Source organism: Streptomyces sp. NPDC059679, assembly GCF_042734105.1.
In the GTDB taxonomy this organism is placed as follows: Bacteria; Actinomycetota; Actinomycetes; order Streptomycetales; family Streptomycetaceae; genus Streptomyces.
In genome coordinates, this window is sequence record NZ_JBHWES010000003.1 from 384,332 (window position 1) to 402,145 (window position 17,814).

Annotated in this window: 16 protein-coding genes and 4 pseudogenes; 11 read left to right on the plus strand and 9 right to left on the minus strand. The window is 67.2% G+C overall.

Annotation, left to right across the window (positions count from 1 at the left end):
• Positions 1-193 precede the first annotated feature (193 nt).
• The 3 genes and pseudogenes from ACFV2X_RS06625 to ACFV2X_RS06635 form a co-directional block, all read left to right on the plus strand.
• Complete coding sequence (locus tag ACFV2X_RS06625; protein WP_385612258.1) at positions 194-802, plus strand: hypothetical protein; 609 nt, start codon at positions 194-196, stop codon at positions 800-802.
• A 196-nt stretch (positions 803-998) separates the two neighbouring features.
• Complete coding sequence (locus ACFV2X_RS06630) at positions 999-1,439, plus strand: group II intron maturase-specific domain-containing protein (protein ID WP_385612261.1); 441 nt, start codon at positions 999-1,001, stop codon at positions 1,437-1,439.
• A 103-nt stretch (positions 1,440-1,542) separates the two neighbouring features.
• Positions 1,543-2,426 (plus strand): annotated as a pseudogene (locus ACFV2X_RS06635) (transposase); the annotation flags it as partial.
• Between the two features lie 104 nt (positions 2,427-2,530).
• Here the strand turns inward: ACFV2X_RS06635 and ACFV2X_RS06640 are convergent.
• Positions 2,531-3,292, minus strand: a complete 762-nt coding sequence (locus ACFV2X_RS06640; protein WP_385612264.1) for a hypothetical protein — start codon at positions 3,290-3,292, stop codon at positions 2,531-2,533.
• A gap of 473 nt (positions 3,293-3,765) precedes the next feature.
• Positions 3,766-4,608: an alpha/beta fold hydrolase gene (locus ACFV2X_RS06645; protein WP_385612266.1), complete on the minus strand. Its 843-nt coding sequence runs from the start codon at positions 4,606-4,608 to the stop codon at positions 3,766-3,768.
• Between the two features lie 645 nt (positions 4,609-5,253).
• On the opposite strand from ACFV2X_RS06645, the pseudogene ACFV2X_RS06650 reads away from it, so the two are divergent.
• Positions 5,254-5,589 (plus strand): annotated as a pseudogene (locus ACFV2X_RS06650) (hypothetical protein); the annotation flags it as partial.
• Between the two features lie 49 nt (positions 5,590-5,638).
• Here the strand turns inward: ACFV2X_RS06650 and ACFV2X_RS06655 are convergent.
• The gene (locus ACFV2X_RS06655) at positions 5,639-6,163 is read right to left on the minus strand and encodes a hypothetical protein (RefSeq protein WP_385612268.1); all 525 of its coding nucleotides are present in this window, start codon (positions 6,161-6,163) and stop codon (positions 5,639-5,641) included.
• A 669-nt stretch (positions 6,164-6,832) separates the two neighbouring features.
• Here ACFV2X_RS06655 and ACFV2X_RS06660 point away from each other — a divergent pair.
• On the plus strand, positions 6,833-8,041 hold the full coding sequence (locus ACFV2X_RS06660; RefSeq protein ID WP_385612270.1) for a DUF6236 family protein: 1,209 nt from the start codon (positions 6,833-6,835) through the stop codon (positions 8,039-8,041).
• Between the two features lie 474 nt (positions 8,042-8,515).
• On the plus strand, positions 8,516-8,692 hold the full coding sequence (locus tag ACFV2X_RS06665) for a hypothetical protein (protein ID WP_385612272.1): 177 nt from the start codon (positions 8,516-8,518) through the stop codon (positions 8,690-8,692).
• A gap of 289 nt (positions 8,693-8,981) precedes the next feature.
• Here ACFV2X_RS06665 and ACFV2X_RS06670 read toward each other — a convergent pair whose 3' ends face one another.
• A complete protein-coding gene (locus tag ACFV2X_RS06670; RefSeq protein WP_385612275.1) occupies positions 8,982-10,025 on the minus strand; it encodes an NAD(P)-dependent alcohol dehydrogenase in 1,044 nt (347 codons plus the stop codon).
• Between the two features lie 95 nt (positions 10,026-10,120).
• Here ACFV2X_RS06670 and ACFV2X_RS06675 point away from each other — a divergent pair, with 95 nt between their 5' ends.
• The gene (locus ACFV2X_RS06675) at positions 10,121-10,714 is read left to right on the plus strand and encodes a TetR family transcriptional regulator (RefSeq protein WP_014181909.1); all 594 of its coding nucleotides are present in this window, start codon (positions 10,121-10,123) and stop codon (positions 10,712-10,714) included.
• 240 nt (positions 10,715-10,954) lie between these two features.
• Here the strand turns inward: ACFV2X_RS06675 and ACFV2X_RS06680 are convergent, their stop codons facing one another.
• Complete coding sequence (locus ACFV2X_RS06680; RefSeq protein WP_385612367.1) at positions 10,955-11,446, minus strand: ATP-binding protein; 492 nt, start codon at positions 11,444-11,446, stop codon at positions 10,955-10,957.
• Between the two features lie 445 nt (positions 11,447-11,891).
• Here ACFV2X_RS06680 and ACFV2X_RS06685 point away from each other — a divergent pair, with 445 nt between their 5' ends.
• The gene (locus ACFV2X_RS06685; protein ID WP_385612278.1) at positions 11,892-12,110 is read left to right on the plus strand and encodes a hypothetical protein; all 219 of its coding nucleotides are present in this window, start codon (positions 11,892-11,894) and stop codon (positions 12,108-12,110) included.
• A 182-nt stretch (positions 12,111-12,292) separates the two neighbouring features.
• Here ACFV2X_RS06685 and ACFV2X_RS06690 read toward each other — a convergent pair whose 3' ends face one another.
• Positions 12,293-13,183 (minus strand): AraC family transcriptional regulator N-terminal domain-containing protein, encoded by an 891-nt coding sequence (locus ACFV2X_RS06690; RefSeq protein ID WP_385612280.1) that lies wholly within the window; start codon positions 13,181-13,183, stop codon positions 12,293-12,295.
• Between the two features lie 207 nt (positions 13,184-13,390).
• Between ACFV2X_RS06690 and ACFV2X_RS06695 the strand changes: the two genes are divergently transcribed.
• Entirely contained in the window at positions 13,391-14,488 is a 1,098-nt protein-coding gene (locus ACFV2X_RS06695; protein WP_385612283.1) for an aldo/keto reductase, read from the plus strand.
• A gap of 6 nt (positions 14,489-14,494) precedes the next feature.
• Here the strand turns inward: ACFV2X_RS06695 and ACFV2X_RS06700 are convergent.
• Positions 14,495-14,659 (minus strand): annotated as a pseudogene (locus tag ACFV2X_RS06700) (tripartite tricarboxylate transporter permease); the annotation flags it as partial.
• Between the two features lie 66 nt (positions 14,660-14,725).
• Between ACFV2X_RS06700 and ACFV2X_RS06705 the strand changes: the two are divergent.
• Both ACFV2X_RS06705 and ACFV2X_RS06710 read left to right on the plus strand, forming a co-directional pair.
• Positions 14,726-15,049, plus strand: coding sequence for an SDR family NAD(P)-dependent oxidoreductase (locus ACFV2X_RS06705; RefSeq protein ID WP_385612286.1), 324 nt, complete (start codon positions 14,726-14,728; stop codon positions 15,047-15,049).
• Positions 15,050-15,413: 364 nt separating this feature from the next.
• Entirely contained in the window at positions 15,414-16,073 is a 660-nt protein-coding gene (locus ACFV2X_RS06710; RefSeq protein ID WP_385612289.1) for a hypothetical protein, read from the plus strand.
• Positions 16,074-16,113: 40 nt separating this feature from the next.
• Here the strand turns inward: ACFV2X_RS06710 and uppS are convergent, their stop codons facing one another.
• The gene (uppS, locus tag ACFV2X_RS06715; protein WP_385612292.1) at positions 16,114-16,728 is read right to left on the minus strand and encodes a polyprenyl diphosphate synthase; all 615 of its coding nucleotides are present in this window, start codon (positions 16,726-16,728) and stop codon (positions 16,114-16,116) included.
• Between the two features lie 112 nt (positions 16,729-16,840).
• Positions 16,841-17,608, minus strand: a pseudogene (locus tag ACFV2X_RS06720) (squalene/phytoene synthase family protein); the annotation flags it as partial.
• Positions 17,609-17,814: the final 206 nt, after the last annotated feature.

The window sequence follows — 17,814 nt, forward strand, 5'->3', positions numbered from 1 at the left end:
CGATCCCGGACTCCGCGCTACCCATGGCCAATCAGGAGGATTCTGACTAGAGATCACATATCACTCAAACCGCCCGGGATGGGGAAACTTGATCGTCGACAGTGCTGGACGATCACATGATGCGCCTGGAACCGGCCGCCTGCCCCGTCGACAGGAGCGGGCACTGTCAGACCCGGCGGGCATCCTGTCGACCATGGATGGAATCGAAACTCGGCCGCCGCGCGACCGCCACGAACTGGGCGCTGTGCTGCGCACCGGCTTTGACCTGATCAGAGCTGTCGCTCCGGGACTGCGGTACCGGCTCGTCGGCACGGCAGCGGCCTGCCTGCAGGGCGTCGACCTGCCCGTGGGCGACGTCGACATCCTCGTCGAGCGCCGCCAGGACGTCGACGCCGTTGCCGAAGCACTGGCGGACTGGCCGTGCGTGACCGCTCCGCAATGGCTCGCATCAGCCCCGCAGTACTTCGCCGAGTACAGCCTCGACGGCGTCGGCTTCGGCGTCAGCACCGTGGAAGTACCGTGCGACGAGGATGGATGGGAGTGCCAGGGCCCCGGCCCCTGGCGGCACCACGTCACCGTGGACTGCGGCGGGCACCGCATCGAATGCGTGCGGCTGGAGCTCCGGCTGACCACCGAGTTCCTCCGCGATCGCCCCGACCGCTACCAGCCGCTCCTGGCCCACCTCGGCGCCAACGGCGCCGACCTCGAACTCCTGCAACAGAGCATGACCGTGCGCAGAATCCCTGAGACGCTCGCGCGCCTGGCCCGAGGGCTTCAAGCAACCGGCAAACCGCAAACGTAGATCGGCTTCAGAGCGACCCAAGCCGTCGCTCGCGACCGCCGCTCCCATGGGGAAACGTGACCGCGAGGGTGGGGAATTACCTGACGCCGCACCCACGTGAGGTGGGGAATTCCATGACCGCCGACACTCCCCGGCCAAGACCCGGATCGTCCATCGTGCGGACGGGTTCGACTTCCTCGGTTTTCGCATCGTCTGGATGCGCAAGCGGGGAACAGACAAGTGGCACGTCTACACGTTCATCGCCGACAAGCCAGTCCAGGCGTTGAAACGGAAGATCAAAGCACTGACCCAGAGGTTGTCGCATCTCGACTACAAGATCGCGCTGATCCGGATCAACCGGATTCTGCGCGGCTGGGCCAACTACTTCAAACACGCGGTCGCCAAACACACCATGGCCCGCCTGCACACCTTCGTCTGGTGGCGGGTGATCCACTGGGTGATGCACCGGCACCGCATGAAGTGGAAGGCCGTCCGGCGATGGCTCCGAACTCCGCAAGGACGATGGAAAGACATCGAGCTGGACGGGATCACACTGTTCCACCTCGGCAAGGTGCCGATCACTCGGTATCGCTACCGTGGGAACAGCATTCCCAGCCCTTGGCCGGACACCCTGACTGGCCCGATCTCGACGGCATGATCTCGTGGAGAGCCCGGTGCCCGGAGACGGGCACGCCGGGTTCGGCGGGCGGGCCGGGGAAACCCACCGGGAGCAATCTCGGCAGGGCGCCCCGGTCCGACCCAACAACCTGAGCGAAGCCGCCGAGCGGAGTGTCGCTCAGCACCGCCGCTGCCTGAGTGTCCTGACGCCCGCAGCATCTCAGCCCGAACCTGAACCCGAGACCGTTGCGGCCCCAGACCCGTCCGCGTCGCCATGGCCGACAGGCCACCGTTTTGCCGACCGGACTCGGGCCCGGCACGCAGCCGTCCATGCCTTGCTGGAGGCAGGACACAGCCTGCGCTCGGTCCAGCGGCAGCTCGGGGTGAGCTGGCACACCGTCAAACGGTTCGCCGACGCCGCGAAACCGGAGGAACTGTTCACCGGCCAATGGCAGAACCGGTCGTCGGTCCTCGACGACTACAAGTCCTACCTGGACGACCGTTGGAACGAGGGCTGCACCAATGCGTGGAAACTCTGGGAAGAGATCGTGCCGCTGGGCTACAAGGGCAGCTACCAGCGCGTTCGCGCCTACCTGCACGACAAACGCACCTCGCCACGACCGGTGACCGCCCGGCCACCCTCGCCCCGGGCCGTCGCCGGATGGATCCTCCGGCACCCGGACACCCTCACCGAATCCGAGCAGCTCCAACTCAAGGCCATCCGGACGCACTGCCCTGAAGTCGACGCGCTCACCTGCCACGTCCGGTCCTTCGCGGCCATGCTCACCGGCCGCCAGGGCGAGCGTCTGCCGACTGGCTCGACGCCGTCCGTCAGGACGACCTGCCAAGCCTCCACACCCTCGCTACGGGCATCGACCGCGACCGTGACGCTGTGATCGCCGGTCTGACCCTGTCCTGGAACTCAGGCGTGGTCGAGGGGCACGTAAACCGGATCAAGATGCTCAAGCGCCAAATGTTCGGCCGGGCCGGCTTCCGACTCCTTCGGAAGCGAGTCCTGCTTTCGTAAGTGTGGACTGTCGCATAATTCGGGCCTCTCGCTGCTTTTGCAACGCGATCTGTTCAGGCGGACATCCCCGTTGCTTGGGCTTGCGGCGGCACACGGCTGGGGGTTCAGTAGCGGTACCCCGGCCAGTGTGGGTCCTCCCAGCGGTCGAGGCCGGTGAGGCCAAGCAGCCGTATCTGGTGGAGCAGCTCCTCAGAGGCGTCGTGGGCCCGCAGCCGGGCGGGGGCATGGAGCGTCAGCCAGGCTGTCAGCCCGGCGCGCATGTCGTCCTCGTCGTGCCAGGTGTCCCAGGGGAGGTAGTCCCCCAGAAGTTTGTACTCCCAGTGGTTCACCGCTTCCGCCAGGTGCTGGTCGGCCGTGGAGTGAGTCTGGGATTCCCAGGTGTGGAGCCACGGACTGAGCGTGGCGGAGGCCTCGGCGTTCAGGGCGAGGACTTCGTACGGCGGCACGGCGGGGTCGGGATCGGTGAGGGCATGGGCCCACCATGCTTGCAGGAATTCTTCCACTGCTGCGGCCTGCTCGGTGGGCCACTGCTGCCAATTGGCGCGGTGGAAGGTGCGTCCAACTTCCTCCATACCGAAAAGAGGCGCGATCAGGCCGCGGGTGAGAGCCGTGGCGAACTGGGGCAGGATCCGACGCAGCACGGAAGCCTTGTAGGTCCAGTCGGTTGCTTGCCAGGTGCGACGCAGAAGGTCGGGGTCAAGCTCCGTATCCGGCGTCTTCAGCAGCGCGAGGTCTTCCGCGCTTCCCCAGTGACATTCACAGTTGTCTTCATCGGGGTGGGCGGTCATCCCGCGAAAGACAGCGCTCAGGCCGTCCAGCGCGCTGTCGAGGCGAAGTCGTGCGGGTGTCCGGTCGCGGTTCGTCATGGCGTTTGCCTTTTGGGACTCCAGGAGACTGCAGCCACCCGAAGATCGCTAATCTACCGGGTCCGCCCCCACAGCCAATACCAATACCGCCTCCTTGAACGCCAGCGATCATTGAGAACCGCCTCACAAGATCAGCGTCAGACTCGAATTGCATGACCACAGACAGTGACGGCATCACGGAAGTTGAGCCAGAGCCGTTAAAAGTGAACGAAGCCAGGGAGCCGGTTCGGCTCGTACGGCCTCTTGGGAGGCATCCATGGCGATGCCCGCGATGATCTGGACGCGCTGGCCCGCAGCGACATGGTCGGGCGCCGCGTCACCGTCTTCGACTGACATCCGCACCGTTCGTGAGCGGCACACATGGTCCCCAGGCCGACGTGCCGCTCGCGGCGACCTCGGCGAGGTGAAGCACGCGGGTCAGTTGAGACCCGCACCTCCGGTGAGCCCCGCACCGCTGGGCGTGTGATTTTCGCCTACCGGTGACCGGAGTCGCGAGCCGCGCTCACGATGAGATCCGTGACCGCTTGGGGGTGGGAGACCAGGGACACGTGCGAGGAGTTGATCTCCACTGTCTTGCGCGCATGTGCGCGCTTGGCCTCGTAACGTTCGAGGCTGGGGTCTATGGCCCGGTCCTGCCTGCCGACGAGCACGTAGACGGGCTTGTCCCGCCAGGCCGCTTGGGTGAGCTTGTCGGTGAACGCCGATTGCGCGATCGGACGCTGCGTCGATGCCATGACGGACGCCTGCTGCTGTGAGAGGTCCTGGGCGAAGGTCGCGTGGAGCTTGGCGGTCTGGATGTACAGGTCGGTGCCCGTGCTGCCGTCGCCGTTGCGGAACGGCACCTTCTTGAACGCTTTGGTAAGCGGGGCTGGCGGAAACTTGCCGGAGAGGCTCGCGGATGACTCACCCTTGTCCGGCATGATCGCATTGACGTACACCAGCGCCTTGACGTTGTCGACGCCGGCGGCCGCCTGCGAGATCACCTCGCCGCCGTAGGAGTGTCCGACGAGGACAATCGGCCCCTTGATGGTCTTCAGAAAGCTGTTCAGGTACGTCGAATCCTGAGGGATGCCGCGCAGTGTGTTGGGAGGGGCGAAGACCTTGTAGCCGTCCCGCTGCAGGCGCTGCACCACTGCGTTCCAGCTGGACCCGTCGGCGAATGCTCCGTGTACGAGCACCACGGTCGGCTTCTGGCTTCCCGGAGCCCTACCGAGATCGTCTGCGGCATGAGCCGGCACCACGGTCAGAGCGGAGAGCACCGCCACTCCCAGGGCCAGTCCGCCCTTGCCTGATGTCAAGATCCCAGAGACAGTCATGTGCTTCCACTTCCTCGGCGTACAAGCTGAACTCGTCCTTTTGGCGGCTGAGGACAGTGAGGATCGTGCGGAAGACGCCGGCCATAGCCGCCGTGATTGCTGTATCCGGTCGCCGACGTGAATCCGGGCGGGAGCCTCCGGCACGGAAAGCGGAGAGCCGGCGTGAGGCACTTGATCAGCGTAGCCCTGAATCGATTCCGGTCAAGCCGAGCGCTTTTCGAGGGGTCGGTGAAGCACGCGTGCCTCGCGTATCGATTTTCCGGACTGGGATCGAGCGTACGCCCGCCGTCTGTACCCGAGACGGGACGCGGGTGACCGGAGCAGTACACGTAGCGATGAGGCTTTCGGCGCAGCGGCTCCATCGGCACAGAGCATGCAGTGGGGCCGCTCCGCAGCGTGCCCGCAGCTGGTCCTGCTGCATGGCATCGTCAGGTACTTACCCCGCTCGGAGCCGCTCCCTGCTCACGGCGGCGCTAGCGCATTTTCCCCGGCGCCGTCATGATTCTTCAGGTAAAGCAGCCCGACTGGTTCCGTACAACGATCTGAAATGCCTGATGAAGTGGCCCGAGTCGGCGAAATGCCAGCGTGCGGCGAGTTCGGAGACGTCGGCCGCGTGCCCCTGCTGATCAACTCGTCGCGAGTCTGACGGTGCGGCTCACCGACCTCGACTGGACGTTCGTCACCACCGGTCTACCCGAGCCGTCGCTGCCGCGCGCGAGCGCGCCGAGGCAGCGTCGTCGGACAGCGGCAAGGACCCCGATGTCGTCCTGATGGGCGGCGGCGCCACGATCGGCTCGGTGCTCGGTGCTCGGTGCTCGGTGCTCGGTGCTCGGTGCTCGGTGCTCGGTGCTCGGTGCTCGGTGCTCGGTGCTCGACGCGCTGACGCTGCACCTCGCGCCCGTCGTGCTGGGCGCCGGGACGCCCCTGTTCACCGGCGGAGCGCCGCGCACATTGGTGCATCGGAGTGTGACCTCGACATAGACCGCACGACTCTTGCTTCAGGGATCGAGGACAGGCGCCGGTGGTTCGGTCAGGCGGCGTAACGGAGCATTGCCGGGTCGGCCAGTGCCTGGGCGTGGGCCACGGTCGCGTGCACGGGGCGGGCGGCGCGGATGGTGGCCGTGGCCTGCGAGCGGTTCCGTGTGAAGACGAGGAGGCGCAGTACCGCGAACCGTGCGGCACCGGTGAGTGCGGAGGCGGACAGGTAGACGATCTGCTCGAGTATCGCACCAGGTGCCGCCACCAGTTGCTGCAGGGCAAGCATCGCCATGCAGGTCACCCCGTATGCGGCCGCTGCGGATCCGGCCGACTGGGCATGCTGGCGCCGAGTCGCGCGCCCACCCGCGCCAAAGGTGAAGCGGGCGTGCAACTCGGTGGCGAGGAGCGTGGAAACCGCGGTGATGAGGGCGTTGGCCAGGACCCAGGGAATCCAGGAGGCGAGGGCCGCCACGGCGAAGCTGGAGGCGATCCCCACCCCGCCGCCGCAGACCACGAAGCGGGCGAAGGCAGTGAAGGCCCCGGGCGACGCCTGCTCCTGGCTCTGTGCTGTCTCCATGATCCGACCCCTTTGATGGCTCACTGCGTGAAACGCGCACCCCTCGGCCTGCGAGGCCGAGGGGTGCGCCGCCCGCGTTGCCATAATGGCACATGAATGGCGCCATCGCGAGCCAGATATGGCGCCACTTGTGTCACTGGTGGTGTCGCGGCGTGGATGGAATCGCGAATGCGCAGGTCAGCGACTCGGCGCAGCTTCGGTGCACCTGCCGTGGTACCCGCCGGAGCTACAAGAGGGTTCCGCTCGGCGACGTTCGTGGAGCGGGTTCGGCAGGTGGCCGAGGACGCCGAGGGGGCGGCGTATGTACGCGGACGCCGACCCGCCGCACATCGTCCTCACCCGCCCAGCTGTACTGACGTCTCTGACGTCGGCGAATTGATGCTTGATGTCGCCACGTTGGATGTCGGTCCACCGGAGTCGGGCGGTGCATGGCCTTGAGCTCCCCTCGCACAGGGCCAGGGTGGTCCCAGCTACTGCCGCTTCCTTTACTGCCGGTCACTGGCGATATGCCCCGCGAGGGCAAGGGGCAAGGGGCAGGGGGCAGCGGGCAGGGGGCATACGAGGCATCCGCATCCGTCCGCGCATTCGGTGGAGTGAGTTCCTGGACCGCCGGTAGAAGGTCGACGCCCTCCCCTGACACACTGTTTGCCTCACCCAGAGGGAGGGACGATGCCATCGATCGCCCTGTACTACCCGTGGATGCACTTTCAGAACGACAACTGGTTGAAGCTCGCCTTATTGACCTGGGACCGAATCGTCCGGATGCGGCCAGAGATGGTGGAAGACCGGGATCGAGACCTCGTCCGACAGCTCCGTGCCGAGACTGACTTCATTGTGGAGGCGGCGCCGAGCCCGACAGTGTTGAGGACGGTTGCGGAGACCTTCTCCGAGATCATCGATGCCGACCCGCATCGTATCGTCGAGCGATACGGACTGAGGCATTCTTTTCGCGAAGAGTTTCATCCGAGCCCGCATGACCTGCGGCAATCAACCGATTGGCTTGGCTACGAACCTCCCGTCCCGCAGGGAACGTGGGACATGGTACGCAGCTCCTACATGCTGCGGATGCACACCGGCGCCAGCGACTCGAAGATGGGGACCGGCCTGAGCGAAAAGCTCGTCGGTATGGGCCTTGCGGAACCGTCTGGTGGCCCGTGGGTGGGAATGCACCCCAAACTGGGCTCGATCTACCTTGCCGTGCTCACCGACGTCATGGCACGCGGCGAGATGCTCTCCCCGACCACCGATGACCTGCGCATGCATAAAGCCGTAGGCGCACTCAGCCAGCTGACCAACCTGCTTTTCGAGGATCACGCCCGTGTCCCGGCGATTGAGCATGCCGAGAGCGCGTACATGCACGTGGCCCTGCGGACTGTGATCGAGCCAGACAAGTTGGCCGAGGTGCCCGTAGCCAAGCTCATCAGATTCCGCGAAGCCCACAGGGATGAATTGGCTGCCTTCCACGAGCACGTCGCTGGTCTCACCGCAGATCTGCAGGCCATCGCCGAAGTGGAGAACTTGGCGGTGGCGTCGGCCCACCTCAAGTCGTTGTATGAGAGCCAGACAAGACCGCAGCTCAACGAACTGCGCAAAGCGTTGCGAGCACAGGGCATCGAGTCGTCAGCGGGAACATTGGTCCAGAAGGTAAACCTCAACGCCGCTGCCGGGACCCTTCTGGGCAGTGTCGCCGCGGCAGGCGGACAACTCGCGGTGGCCGGCGCCGCAGTTGCCGTGACGCTGGTGCCGTACATCGCCAGCAGGGTCGAGGCTCGACGCCAACAGGTGGGTGATTCACCGGTGGCCTACCTGCTGGCCGCCGATCGCGCACTGTCCGGGCGCACACTGCTCGGCGCACTGCAGCGACGCACCGGCAGATGATGGGCCGAGCCCTCGCAGTGTCCCCAACTGATGGCTTTCTGCCACTGTCGCACGGCCAGGGACCTGAAGCCGCGTCGTAGTTCAGACGCCGTTGCTCTACTGATCACGGTGAGCATCGGTTCGAGTGCGGGGACCCGGTCGGGGGGTTTCCGGCCGTGGCGGGGATGAAGGCAGGGGCTCCGGAGTCTGCACGGCGGCTGCGGCCCTCCACCTGGCCGGCGCCCTCCTTGTCCGGGCCGATCAGCGATACGAGACCCGGAAACCACGCCACCGGCGCGCGCCCGAACTCGGACGCTTGCTGGCCGCTTCGAACCGATGGCGGCAGGCCACCGCCGGCCGGAACGACTATTGCCATCTACTCGAGGCGGTCCTGAACCTGGAGGGCGACATTCACTGGGCAGAGGATCTGATCTGGGGCATCGTCAGCGAGGAGTACGAGCTCGAGTGCCCTGATGCAGACGGCTGTGCGGCGGTATGGTGATCATCGGTGAGCGGGGCTTCTTCAGCGCGTCGGAGTACGACGCCCTCTGTGACGATGCCGACACCCGCCCGGTGGCGCACACCCTGACCTATGCCTTCGGCGAGGCAACCTGCCCACAGTGCGAAAGGCGTTTCTCCGTTGTCGGACAGGTCGTCGCTCGTTCGAGCTGACAAGCAGCCGACCTTCCGATCACGCGGTCGTTCTTGATCGAACAGGTTCCTGGATCGGGTGAGCCTGCGGCGGTCCTTACCTGAAGGAAGGGCCTCTTGGCAGCTCGCGGTCGCCGAAGCCAGCGAGAAGCAAGAGGCTCTTACGAAGTCGTCCCGCTCCGGCTCACCGGCTAGGTTCTGGGCCTTGGCGACCCGCCTGTCGCGCTGGCCGTTGCGGATGGCCGCGCGACGGTGTGCGTCAGGGGTGGATGGAGACCCCGGACGGGCCGCGTTTCGTAGCCCTCGCCGTTCACTCCAGGTCGGACATGTCGAGTACGAAGCGGTAGCGGACCTCGTTGCGCCGGAGACGGTCGAGGGCCTCGTTCACATGCGTCGAAGGGAGCAGCTCGATGTCGGCGGTGATGCCGTGTTTGGCGCAAAAGTCGAGCATGGCGGCGGTCGCAAGCCTGCCGCCGCTGCCTGCGGAGCTGAGTTTCTTGCGTCCCACGAGCAGGTCGGTGGTCTCCACGGTGATGGCTCCGAGGTGCCCGAGGTGGCTGAGCGTTCCGTCCATGGCGACCAGGCGCAGGTAAGGGCCGAGGTCGTGCGGGGCGGAGATGGTGTCGATGACAACGTCGAACCGGTCGCGGGCGTCAGCCATCTGTTCCGGGTCCGTGGAGACGATGAGACCGTGGGCGCCGAGACGGCGGGCGTCGGTGGCCTTGTCCGGTGAGCGGCTGACCACCGAGGTGTCGGCGCCGAGCGCCACGGCGATCTTGACCGCGAGATGGCCCAGACCGCCCAGTCCCGCCACCGCGACGCGGGTCCCCGGCCCCACACCGAGGGCGTGCAGCGGTTCCCAGACCGTGATCCCGGCACAGAGCAGCGGAGCGGCGGCGGCCGGATCCAGACCGGCGGGAAGGGGGTAGGCGAAGCGGTCACGGACGACGTACTCGCGGGAGTAGCCGCCCAGGGTGGTCGAGCCGTCATGCCGGTCGATGCCGTCGTAGGTCAGGGTCGGGAAGGCGTGGCAGAAGTTCTCCTGGCCGGCCCGGCACATGGCGCACTCGTCGCACGAATCGACGATGTTACCCACCGCGACCGGGTCGCCGACGGTGAAGCGGGTGACCGCAGGTCCGGCCTCGGTCACCACGCCAGTGAACTCGTGCCCCGGCACCAGGGGCCGGTCTCCTTCGCCACTCCGGGCGCTGACGGCGTGGACATCGGTGTGGCAGACCCCGCAGTAGTCGACCCGGACCGCGATGTCGTCGGGGCGCAGGTCGCGCCGTTGCAATGGCATCCGCCGCAGTGTCGACGACGAGCCTTCCACCTGCCAGCCGATGGTGTTCCTCATGGCGCCTCCTCGTAGACAGACTGTTCGGTCTATTTACCGTAAGCACATCCAGCCCGTGTAGGCAAACCAACTGTTCTGTCTGGTAGCGTCGGAGCATGGCTGATCAGCCCCTGACCTCGCGCGGAGCCGCGACGTACCAACGCATCCTCGATGTGGCGACCCAGGAGTTCGCCGAGCATGGGATCGCCGGTGCGCGCGTCGAGCGGATCGTGGCCGCGGCACGCACGAACAAGGCGCAGCTCTACGCCTACTTCGGCAGCAAGGAAGGGCTCTTCGACGCCATCTTCTTCGGCTCGCTGGAGCGGATCGTGAACGTCGTCCCGATCGACGCCACCGACCTCGCGGACTGGGCCGTACGCCTCTACGACGAGTACCTCCGCCGCCCCGACCTCATCCGACTGGCCACCTGGGCACGTCTGGAGCGACGCCCGGCCGGCCACCTGGTCGACGACCCCGATCGCCTTGACGACCGCAAGCTGCGCGCCATCGCCAAGGCCCAGGCCGCCGGTCTGGTGCGCCAAGGGGACCCCTTCGACGTGATGGCCATGGTGATCGCCATGTCCATGGCGTGGTCACCGGTCAGCAATGTCTACGCGGCGACCGCCCAGGAGCCTCCCGAACTGCACGAGCAGCGTCGAACCCTGCTCCGGGAGAGCGTCCGCCGTGCCATGACGGCCGACCAGATCTAGTTCTGCCCCCTCCAGCCTCTGCGCGCCCAGATGAAGACGCCGCGGAGCTTGATTTCTCCATCGGGAAACCACTGCGGCTTCGACGTCATTGCGAAGGTGCGTGATCACGTCTGTTGGTGCCAGGTTCACCCCAGTCCGGGCGGGCTGCGCAGCTCGACGATCTGCGAGAGTCGCGCGCTCTACCTGGCCGAAGGTCACTCCCTGTTGCCACCTGCGGCAGTTTTCGCTGGCGGGCGGACCTCAACTCTTGACGGCCTCTGCGATCTGTAGGGCGGCCTGGGTGGGCGTGAGGTGTGTGGTGTCGACGACCTCGGCCTCGGCGTGTAGCCACGTGCGGGCCGCCTCGGCGTATGGCTTGAGGTATTTGAGGCGGAAAGGGGAGGGGCCAAGAACAGTGTCCCCCTCGATGCGCCCACGCAGGGTGTCTTGGTCGGCATGGAGAACGAAGTGCCGAACCGGGATGGCATGTCGGGCGAGGCCCGTGCTGATCTCGCGCCAGTACTGCTCGACCAGGACAGTCATGGGGATCACCAGAGTGCCGCCGGTGTAGTCGAGTACGCGGCGGGCGGTCTCGACGACGAGCGGCCGCCACGGCGGCCAGTGCTGGAAGTTGTCCGTCCCGGGCAGCCCCGGCCTGATGTCCATGAGTGTCTCGCCGACCTTTGCGGCGTCGAACACCCGTGAAACCGGGATCAGCTGCTGCACGAGCTCGCCTATAATCGAACGTATGATCGTTTTCCGCCTGACCTCAACCGGCCAAGGCTCGGCGGCTCGGGCCCAGGACTCGGGCAGCGCGCAGTGACGTACCGCGTCATGCTCCAGTTCGAGGCAGACGGCCCGGCCGTCACCGGGGATTGGGCTTCTGGTGTTACCGCCCTGCGTACCTACCGGGCGTGGGTCGGGCTGTACGGTGGCAGCCCGACCGTGGTCATCCGCATGATCGAGGAAGTCGACGGTCGTCGCCATGAGATGAGGACCTGGACCGCGCGGGGAGAAACCGAGACGCTGCCGGGCCCCGACGGGTGCGAAGGGCTGGGCTCCGCTCGGTGGCCAGGCCGCGGGCGGCAATGTGAGGGGCGGCAGGGTGTACCGGCCACCTTGCCTCCCCTGAGATAATCAAGGCCGGAGCTATCCGCAGACACATGATCCGGAACGAGACGCGAGCGAGGAACCTCGGATGCCTGAAGACCCGATCAGCCAGGAGATGGCCCGCATCCTCAATGAGAAGCTGCAGCGGGTGATCGACAGGCAGACCGAGCACACGATCGCGTTGGCCAACCACACCGCGTCGTTGGACCGGCTGGAGAAGGGCCAGGAGGAGCTCAAGAAGGGGCAGGACGAGCTGAGGGCGCTGCTGCTGCAGCTCGTCAATCGCAACGGCACCGACGCCGACTGACGCGCCCCGATCCCGCATCGGCGCGCTGGGGAGACGCGGTCAGGCGCTGTGCTGACATGAGGAAGGCCCTCGAGCCCGTAAGACGACGGGTTCGAGGGCCTTCCGTGTGGGCGGGTTATGCGGTTGATGGGGAACGGCGGAATGAACTGCGATCCACATTCGATGTGTGTGGGGTTCTTCTTCTAGGCTTTGATGGTGGCCGTGGTCTGCAGGTGTTCCGCGTCCTGGCTTGGTGGGGTTCCGAACATGCGCCGGTATTCGCGGCTGAATTGGGAGGGGCTGTCGTAGCCGACGGCGTGTCCGGCCGCGGCCACGTCGTGGGGTGCGGCCATCAGGAGCATGCGCGCCTTTTGGAGCCGGATCTGCTTTTGGTACTGCAGGGGGCTCAGTGCTGTTACGGCGCGGAAGTGGCGGTTCAAGGAGGGCACGCTGAGCCCGACGTGGCTGGCCAGGTCGTCCATACGGATGGCCTGGTCGTAGTGCGTCTGCAGCCACCGGGCCGCGCGCGCCACCGTGGTGAGCCGGCTGTCGGCGAGCCCGGCCTGGCGGACGAGGCCGCCCTGGAGGCCGGTCAGCAGCCGCCAGTGGATTTCCCGCATGACCGCTGGCGCAAGGACTCGGAAGTCGTCGGGCTTTTCCAGTAGACGCAGCAGTCGGACGACGGCGTCGATCAGGTCGGTGTCGGCGTCGCTGGTGGCGATGGCTACGTCGGCTTCCGGTCGTTTTGGCGGGGGGCTTGCTTCGAGGAGGAGTTCGGCGATGGTGTGGGGGTTGAGGGGGAGTCCGAAGGCAAGGAAGGGTTCGTCGGGGCTGGCCTGGGTGATCTGTGAGATCAGGGGCAGGTCGATGGTCACGACCAGGTACTGGCCGGCCCGGTAGTCGAAGACGCGGTCGCCGAGTACGGAATGTTTCGTGCCCTGGGCGACGAGGGCGAAGACGGGTTCGGTGACCGTGCCGAGCTCGATGGTGGGCCCGTCTGCGGAGAGCGCGACGATGCCTTCGGTCCATGACGGGCCCTGGGTGCCGTGCGCCAGTCGCGCGATACGGCGGCGCAGCTCGTTCAGGGAGTCCATACCGTCACTGAACCACGGACACACTTACACCGGGAACTCATATTCCGATCAGATTTGATCGGATCGTGCAAGGGTCTGCGTGGATTGGTCTAGGAGATCCGGGGGAGCGGGCGGTCGAATGGAGGCATCCGGGAGGGCACTCCAGAGCCCCCCTCGGACCCATTGACGGGAGCTTGCGCTCCCGGACCGATTGACTGGAGCTTGCAGATGTCTTTGAACACGTATGTCACTCTTGGCCGTTCCGGGCTGCGGGTCAGCCCGTTCACGCTGGGCACGATGACTTTCGGGGAGGACCACGGCTGGGGTACCAGCGCGCAGGAGTCGAACGCCATCCTCACGGCCTATCTGGAGCGCGGCGGCAACTCGATCGACACCGCCAACATCTACACCAACGGCCACTCGGAGAAGATCGTCGGAGACTACTTCGCGAGCCGCCCCGGGCTGCGTGACCGTGTGGTGCTGGGCACCAAGTTCTTCTTCAACCTCTACGAGGGGGATCCGAACGGCGGTGGGCCCGGCCGCAAGGCGATCGTGCAGCAGCTGGAGAATTCCCTGCGCCGCCTGCAGACCGACTACGTCGACATCTACTGGCTGCACAACTTCGACCCCACCACCCCTGTCGAGGAGACCCTGCGAACCCTGGATGATCTGGTCCGTGACGGCAAGATCCGCTACGTCGGCTTCTCCGACGTGCCGGCCTGGGCGACCGCCGAGGCGGCCACCATCGCCCGTTTCCGCGGCTGGTCCCCGGTCACCGCCCTGCAACTGGAGTACTCGCTGCTTGAGCGGACCTCCGAGGGCGAGCTGCTCCCCATGGCCCAGGCGCTGGGCATGGGTGTGATGGCCTGGAGCCCGCTGAAGAACGGGTTCCTGTCCGGCAAGTACTCCAGCACCACGACCGGCGACGTGGACACCACCCGTGCGCACCTGGTCGGCCGGCCCACCCCGAGCGACTACGTCGTCATCGACACGCTCAACGATGTCGCCCACGAGATCGGTGCCTCCTCGGCCGCGACCGCGCTGGCCTGGGTCCAGAGCCGGACCCCGATCACCTCCACCCCGATCACCTCCACCCTGATCGGCGCCCGCCGCATGGACCAGTTCGAGGCGAACCTCGCCGCGCTCGATGTCACCTTCACCGATGCGCAGCGTGCCGCGCTGGAGGAGGTATCCGCGCCCACCCTCAACTTCCCCGCGGTGAACAATCGGACGCTGGCCCGCATGGCCCAGTTCGCCGGTGCCACCGTGGACGGCATCCCTTCGGCCCTCTCCCCGCTGCTTGAGGCCAGCCCCGTCCGCTACTGACCCCAGGCCGCCCGCCGGGATCGCGCCGAGCGGGAAGCTGATCGCCGGGCCGCGCAGCCAGGGCTTCCAGGTACGGCGCAGCTCGGCCTTGCCGAGCCAGGGGCGGCCGACCGGGATCGGCTCGTCGGGGCGGCGGCGCAGGTGCGGGGCCACCCGCAGCGCCTCGCCGACCACACCCGCCACAGCTGCCCGCCCCGGCAAACACAACGGGCCGCGCAATGGGCCGGTGGAACAGCCGTGGGCATCACCGCTCCCGGCCGGCCACTCCACCAGGCCGCTGGCGGCTCGGCCCGCTACGTGGTCGCCGACATGACTGACGAGGCCGAGATCCAGCGGGCCGTCCAGGTCGCGGCCGCGGCGACCGGCTGCCTGGACATCGCGGTGAACAACGCGGGCTACGACGGCGAGTGCCAACTCACCCAGGACTACCCGACCGACATGCTCGACCACATGATCGCCATCAACGTCCGCGGAATGTTCCTGTCGATGAAGTACGAGCTGCGCCCCAGCTTCATCACCGGAACGGCCCCGACCGTCGGCGGCGGCTACAGAGTCCCGTAACAGACGACCCCGCTGCGCTTGCGCAGTTCGGGCATGCCGTCAGTTGGGCCTCGCGCAGCGTGACAGCGATCCCGGGCATGGTGTTCTTGCGGTCGGCGAGCTCTGGAAAACGAGACGGGGGCAGTTGCGTGTTGCGGTCGGTTCCATTGAGTCCCGCCCGGCAGGGTGGCGTGAGCCGCCAACTCGGCTCGCGGGTTTGGGTGGGGAGGCTGAGGTCACCGTGGTGGGGGTGAAGTGTGTTGGCGTTGGCTGTCGCGCTTTTGAGTGGTTTGTTCTTTGTCGCGATCGCCGGGGTGGCCGTGTGGCCTGATGATCCCACCCCCGGGCCGTGGTCTGCGGCCCGAGAAGGGATGGAGGCACATCGATGAGCGCAAAGCGACGTTCGGTGCTGGGCGCGGCCATGGCCGCGCCGTTACTCGCCCAGTTCACAGGTGCGGCATCCGCCACCGCCGCGCCGGGCACGCTGGGCACGGTCTCCGAGGGCTGGGCCGAGGTCCGCTGGACCGAGCAGGCCCAGGCGCTTCTGGACCGCTTCCAGGCGGTGGTGGAGGCAGTGGCACCGGCCCAGCTGGTGCAGGACGCCCAGGGGAGGGCAATCCGGTTCCCGGTGCGGTCCGGGCAGGGTGACCCGTCGGCGGACGACCCGTCGAAGGCTCACGGCGACCGTCGGCTCGACGGTGGAGTCGACATCCGCACCCCGGACGGCAACGTGCGGGTGACCGGCCTGGCGGGTGTTCTTCGGGACGGGCCGGCGTCCGGGAAGTGTGTGGTCAACGGAGCCGACCTCGGGCACCAGGCGGTGGTCCGGCCGGGTCTCGACAAGGGAGTGCTGAAGGCGGAGAGCGTGCCGCTGGGCAAGCCGATGAAAGTCCGGATGACGGATGTGCCGCTGCGGCCCACGCCGGAGCTGGTGGAGACGTTCAGTAACACCTTCAGCAACACCTTCGGCGACGCTGATTTCACCACCGACACGGTGCTGGCGCACGTGACCGCCGAGGGCGTGTACACGCCGCCGAAAGGGTGAGTGACCCCCGACGCCCTGACAGTTCGCCGGCCCGGACCGCTCAGCCGGTCCGGGCCGGCCTCTCACGGCCGGTCTGAGCGGGCAGGCCACCACGACTGCCAAAGCGGCGCTCGCGCGCCGCGTAGGCGGTGACGGCGTCGCGTAACCGGGCCAGGTCGTAGTCGGGCCAGAGGATGGGGTCGAAAACCAGCTCGGCATAGGCGAGGTGCCAGGGCAGGAAGTTGCTGATCCGCTGCTCACCGGAGGTGCGGACCAGTAGATCGACATCGGGGAGTTCCGGCACGTACAGGTGCCGGGCGAGGTCGGCGGGGCCGATGTCCGCGGGGCGGATTGTGCCTGCCACCGCTTCGGCGGCCAGCGCACGGGCGGCGGCGGTGAGTTCCTCCCGCCCGCCGTAGTCCACGCAGACGGTGAACGTGAGCACATCGTTGTTGCAGGTCATGCTCTCCACCAGCGTGAGCGCCGACGCCAGCGAGGTGTCGATCTGGTCGCGTCGCCCGCACCAGCGCACCTGTACGCCGAGCCTGTGCAGCCACTGCGCACCCTGGGTGATCCCGTCGGCAAGGGTGTCGAACAGGGCTGCCAGCTCCTCCGGCGAGCGGCCCCAGTTCTCCGTGGAGAACGTATAGATGTCCTGCTCGGCGCACAGCTGCACTACGACGAGGCGACGCTGTTGCGCTCCCAGGTGCTGGCGGACGGGTGTGCAGGAACGGCTGGTACTCCACCCCTACCATCCCGGTGACCGGTACGGCCTCATCCAGCAGCCCGCGCCAGTGGGTGAGTTGGACGCCCACGAACGCGTCCATCGCCTGCCGGTGTACGCCGCTTCGCAGGTCTCCGACCTCCAGCCCGAGGCGGCGCAGGTCCTCTCTCGGCAGGCAGCAGCGGCCTGCCGCGAGGTCGGCAGGCAGGTCCTCGAACATGTCCGCCACCTGGCACGCTTCGAACAGCGCCGACACCAGCCGCAGGGCCTCGGGGCCGCGCGGCTCCAGCAGGGGCGCCCACAGCTCGGCCACGGCACCCGCAATCCCTCGCAGGTAGGAGCGCCGGAGGGCGGCGAAGGTCTCGAACACCGGCGCCCCCGCGCAGTCGGCCCGCACGGTGTCGAGATACTCCTCGATCAGCGCCTGCTCGAGATTCCACCTGCGCACCGTGTCCACACGCCCGCCGCACCGGATGCGCGCTGCGCCCCGATCGCAGGTCGGCCAGGGTATCGGCCTGCCAGCGGGCGAAACGCTCCTGGCGGCCCTCGGGCGAGCCCCCGTCGGCGATCCGGTCCGTCCGCACCGTCCATCCGTGAATCGCGTGGACAAACGGCCGGACCGCCGCGGGCAGAGTGTCGGTCGCCGTCCACAGCGCGGCCAGGAACTGCCGCACCTCGGTCTCGCACACCTCGTACGCCTCGCGCAGCTCCGGCGAGCCGCCGAACGCCCCTTCGCTCCCCACCATTTCCGGACCTCCCCTTCCGGCCGCCACGGCCAGCGGTCGCCGCCAGCACTAACGATCCACCGGCCCCTCGGTGGCGAACTGCTCACCGCGGCACCGACGAGGTCTCGCGGCGGGCGTTGTTTCAGACGGGTCGGCGGCGGATCCCGGCGTTCGGCCTGGTCGGCAAGGTTTGATACCTGTGATCAATCGGCGGGAATCGCCCTCATGGCGGGGCGGTAGTGCGGATTGCGTGACGCGAGCGCAGCTGACGGACGCAGAGTGGGAGCACACCGGGCCGTAGCTGGTGAGCGCG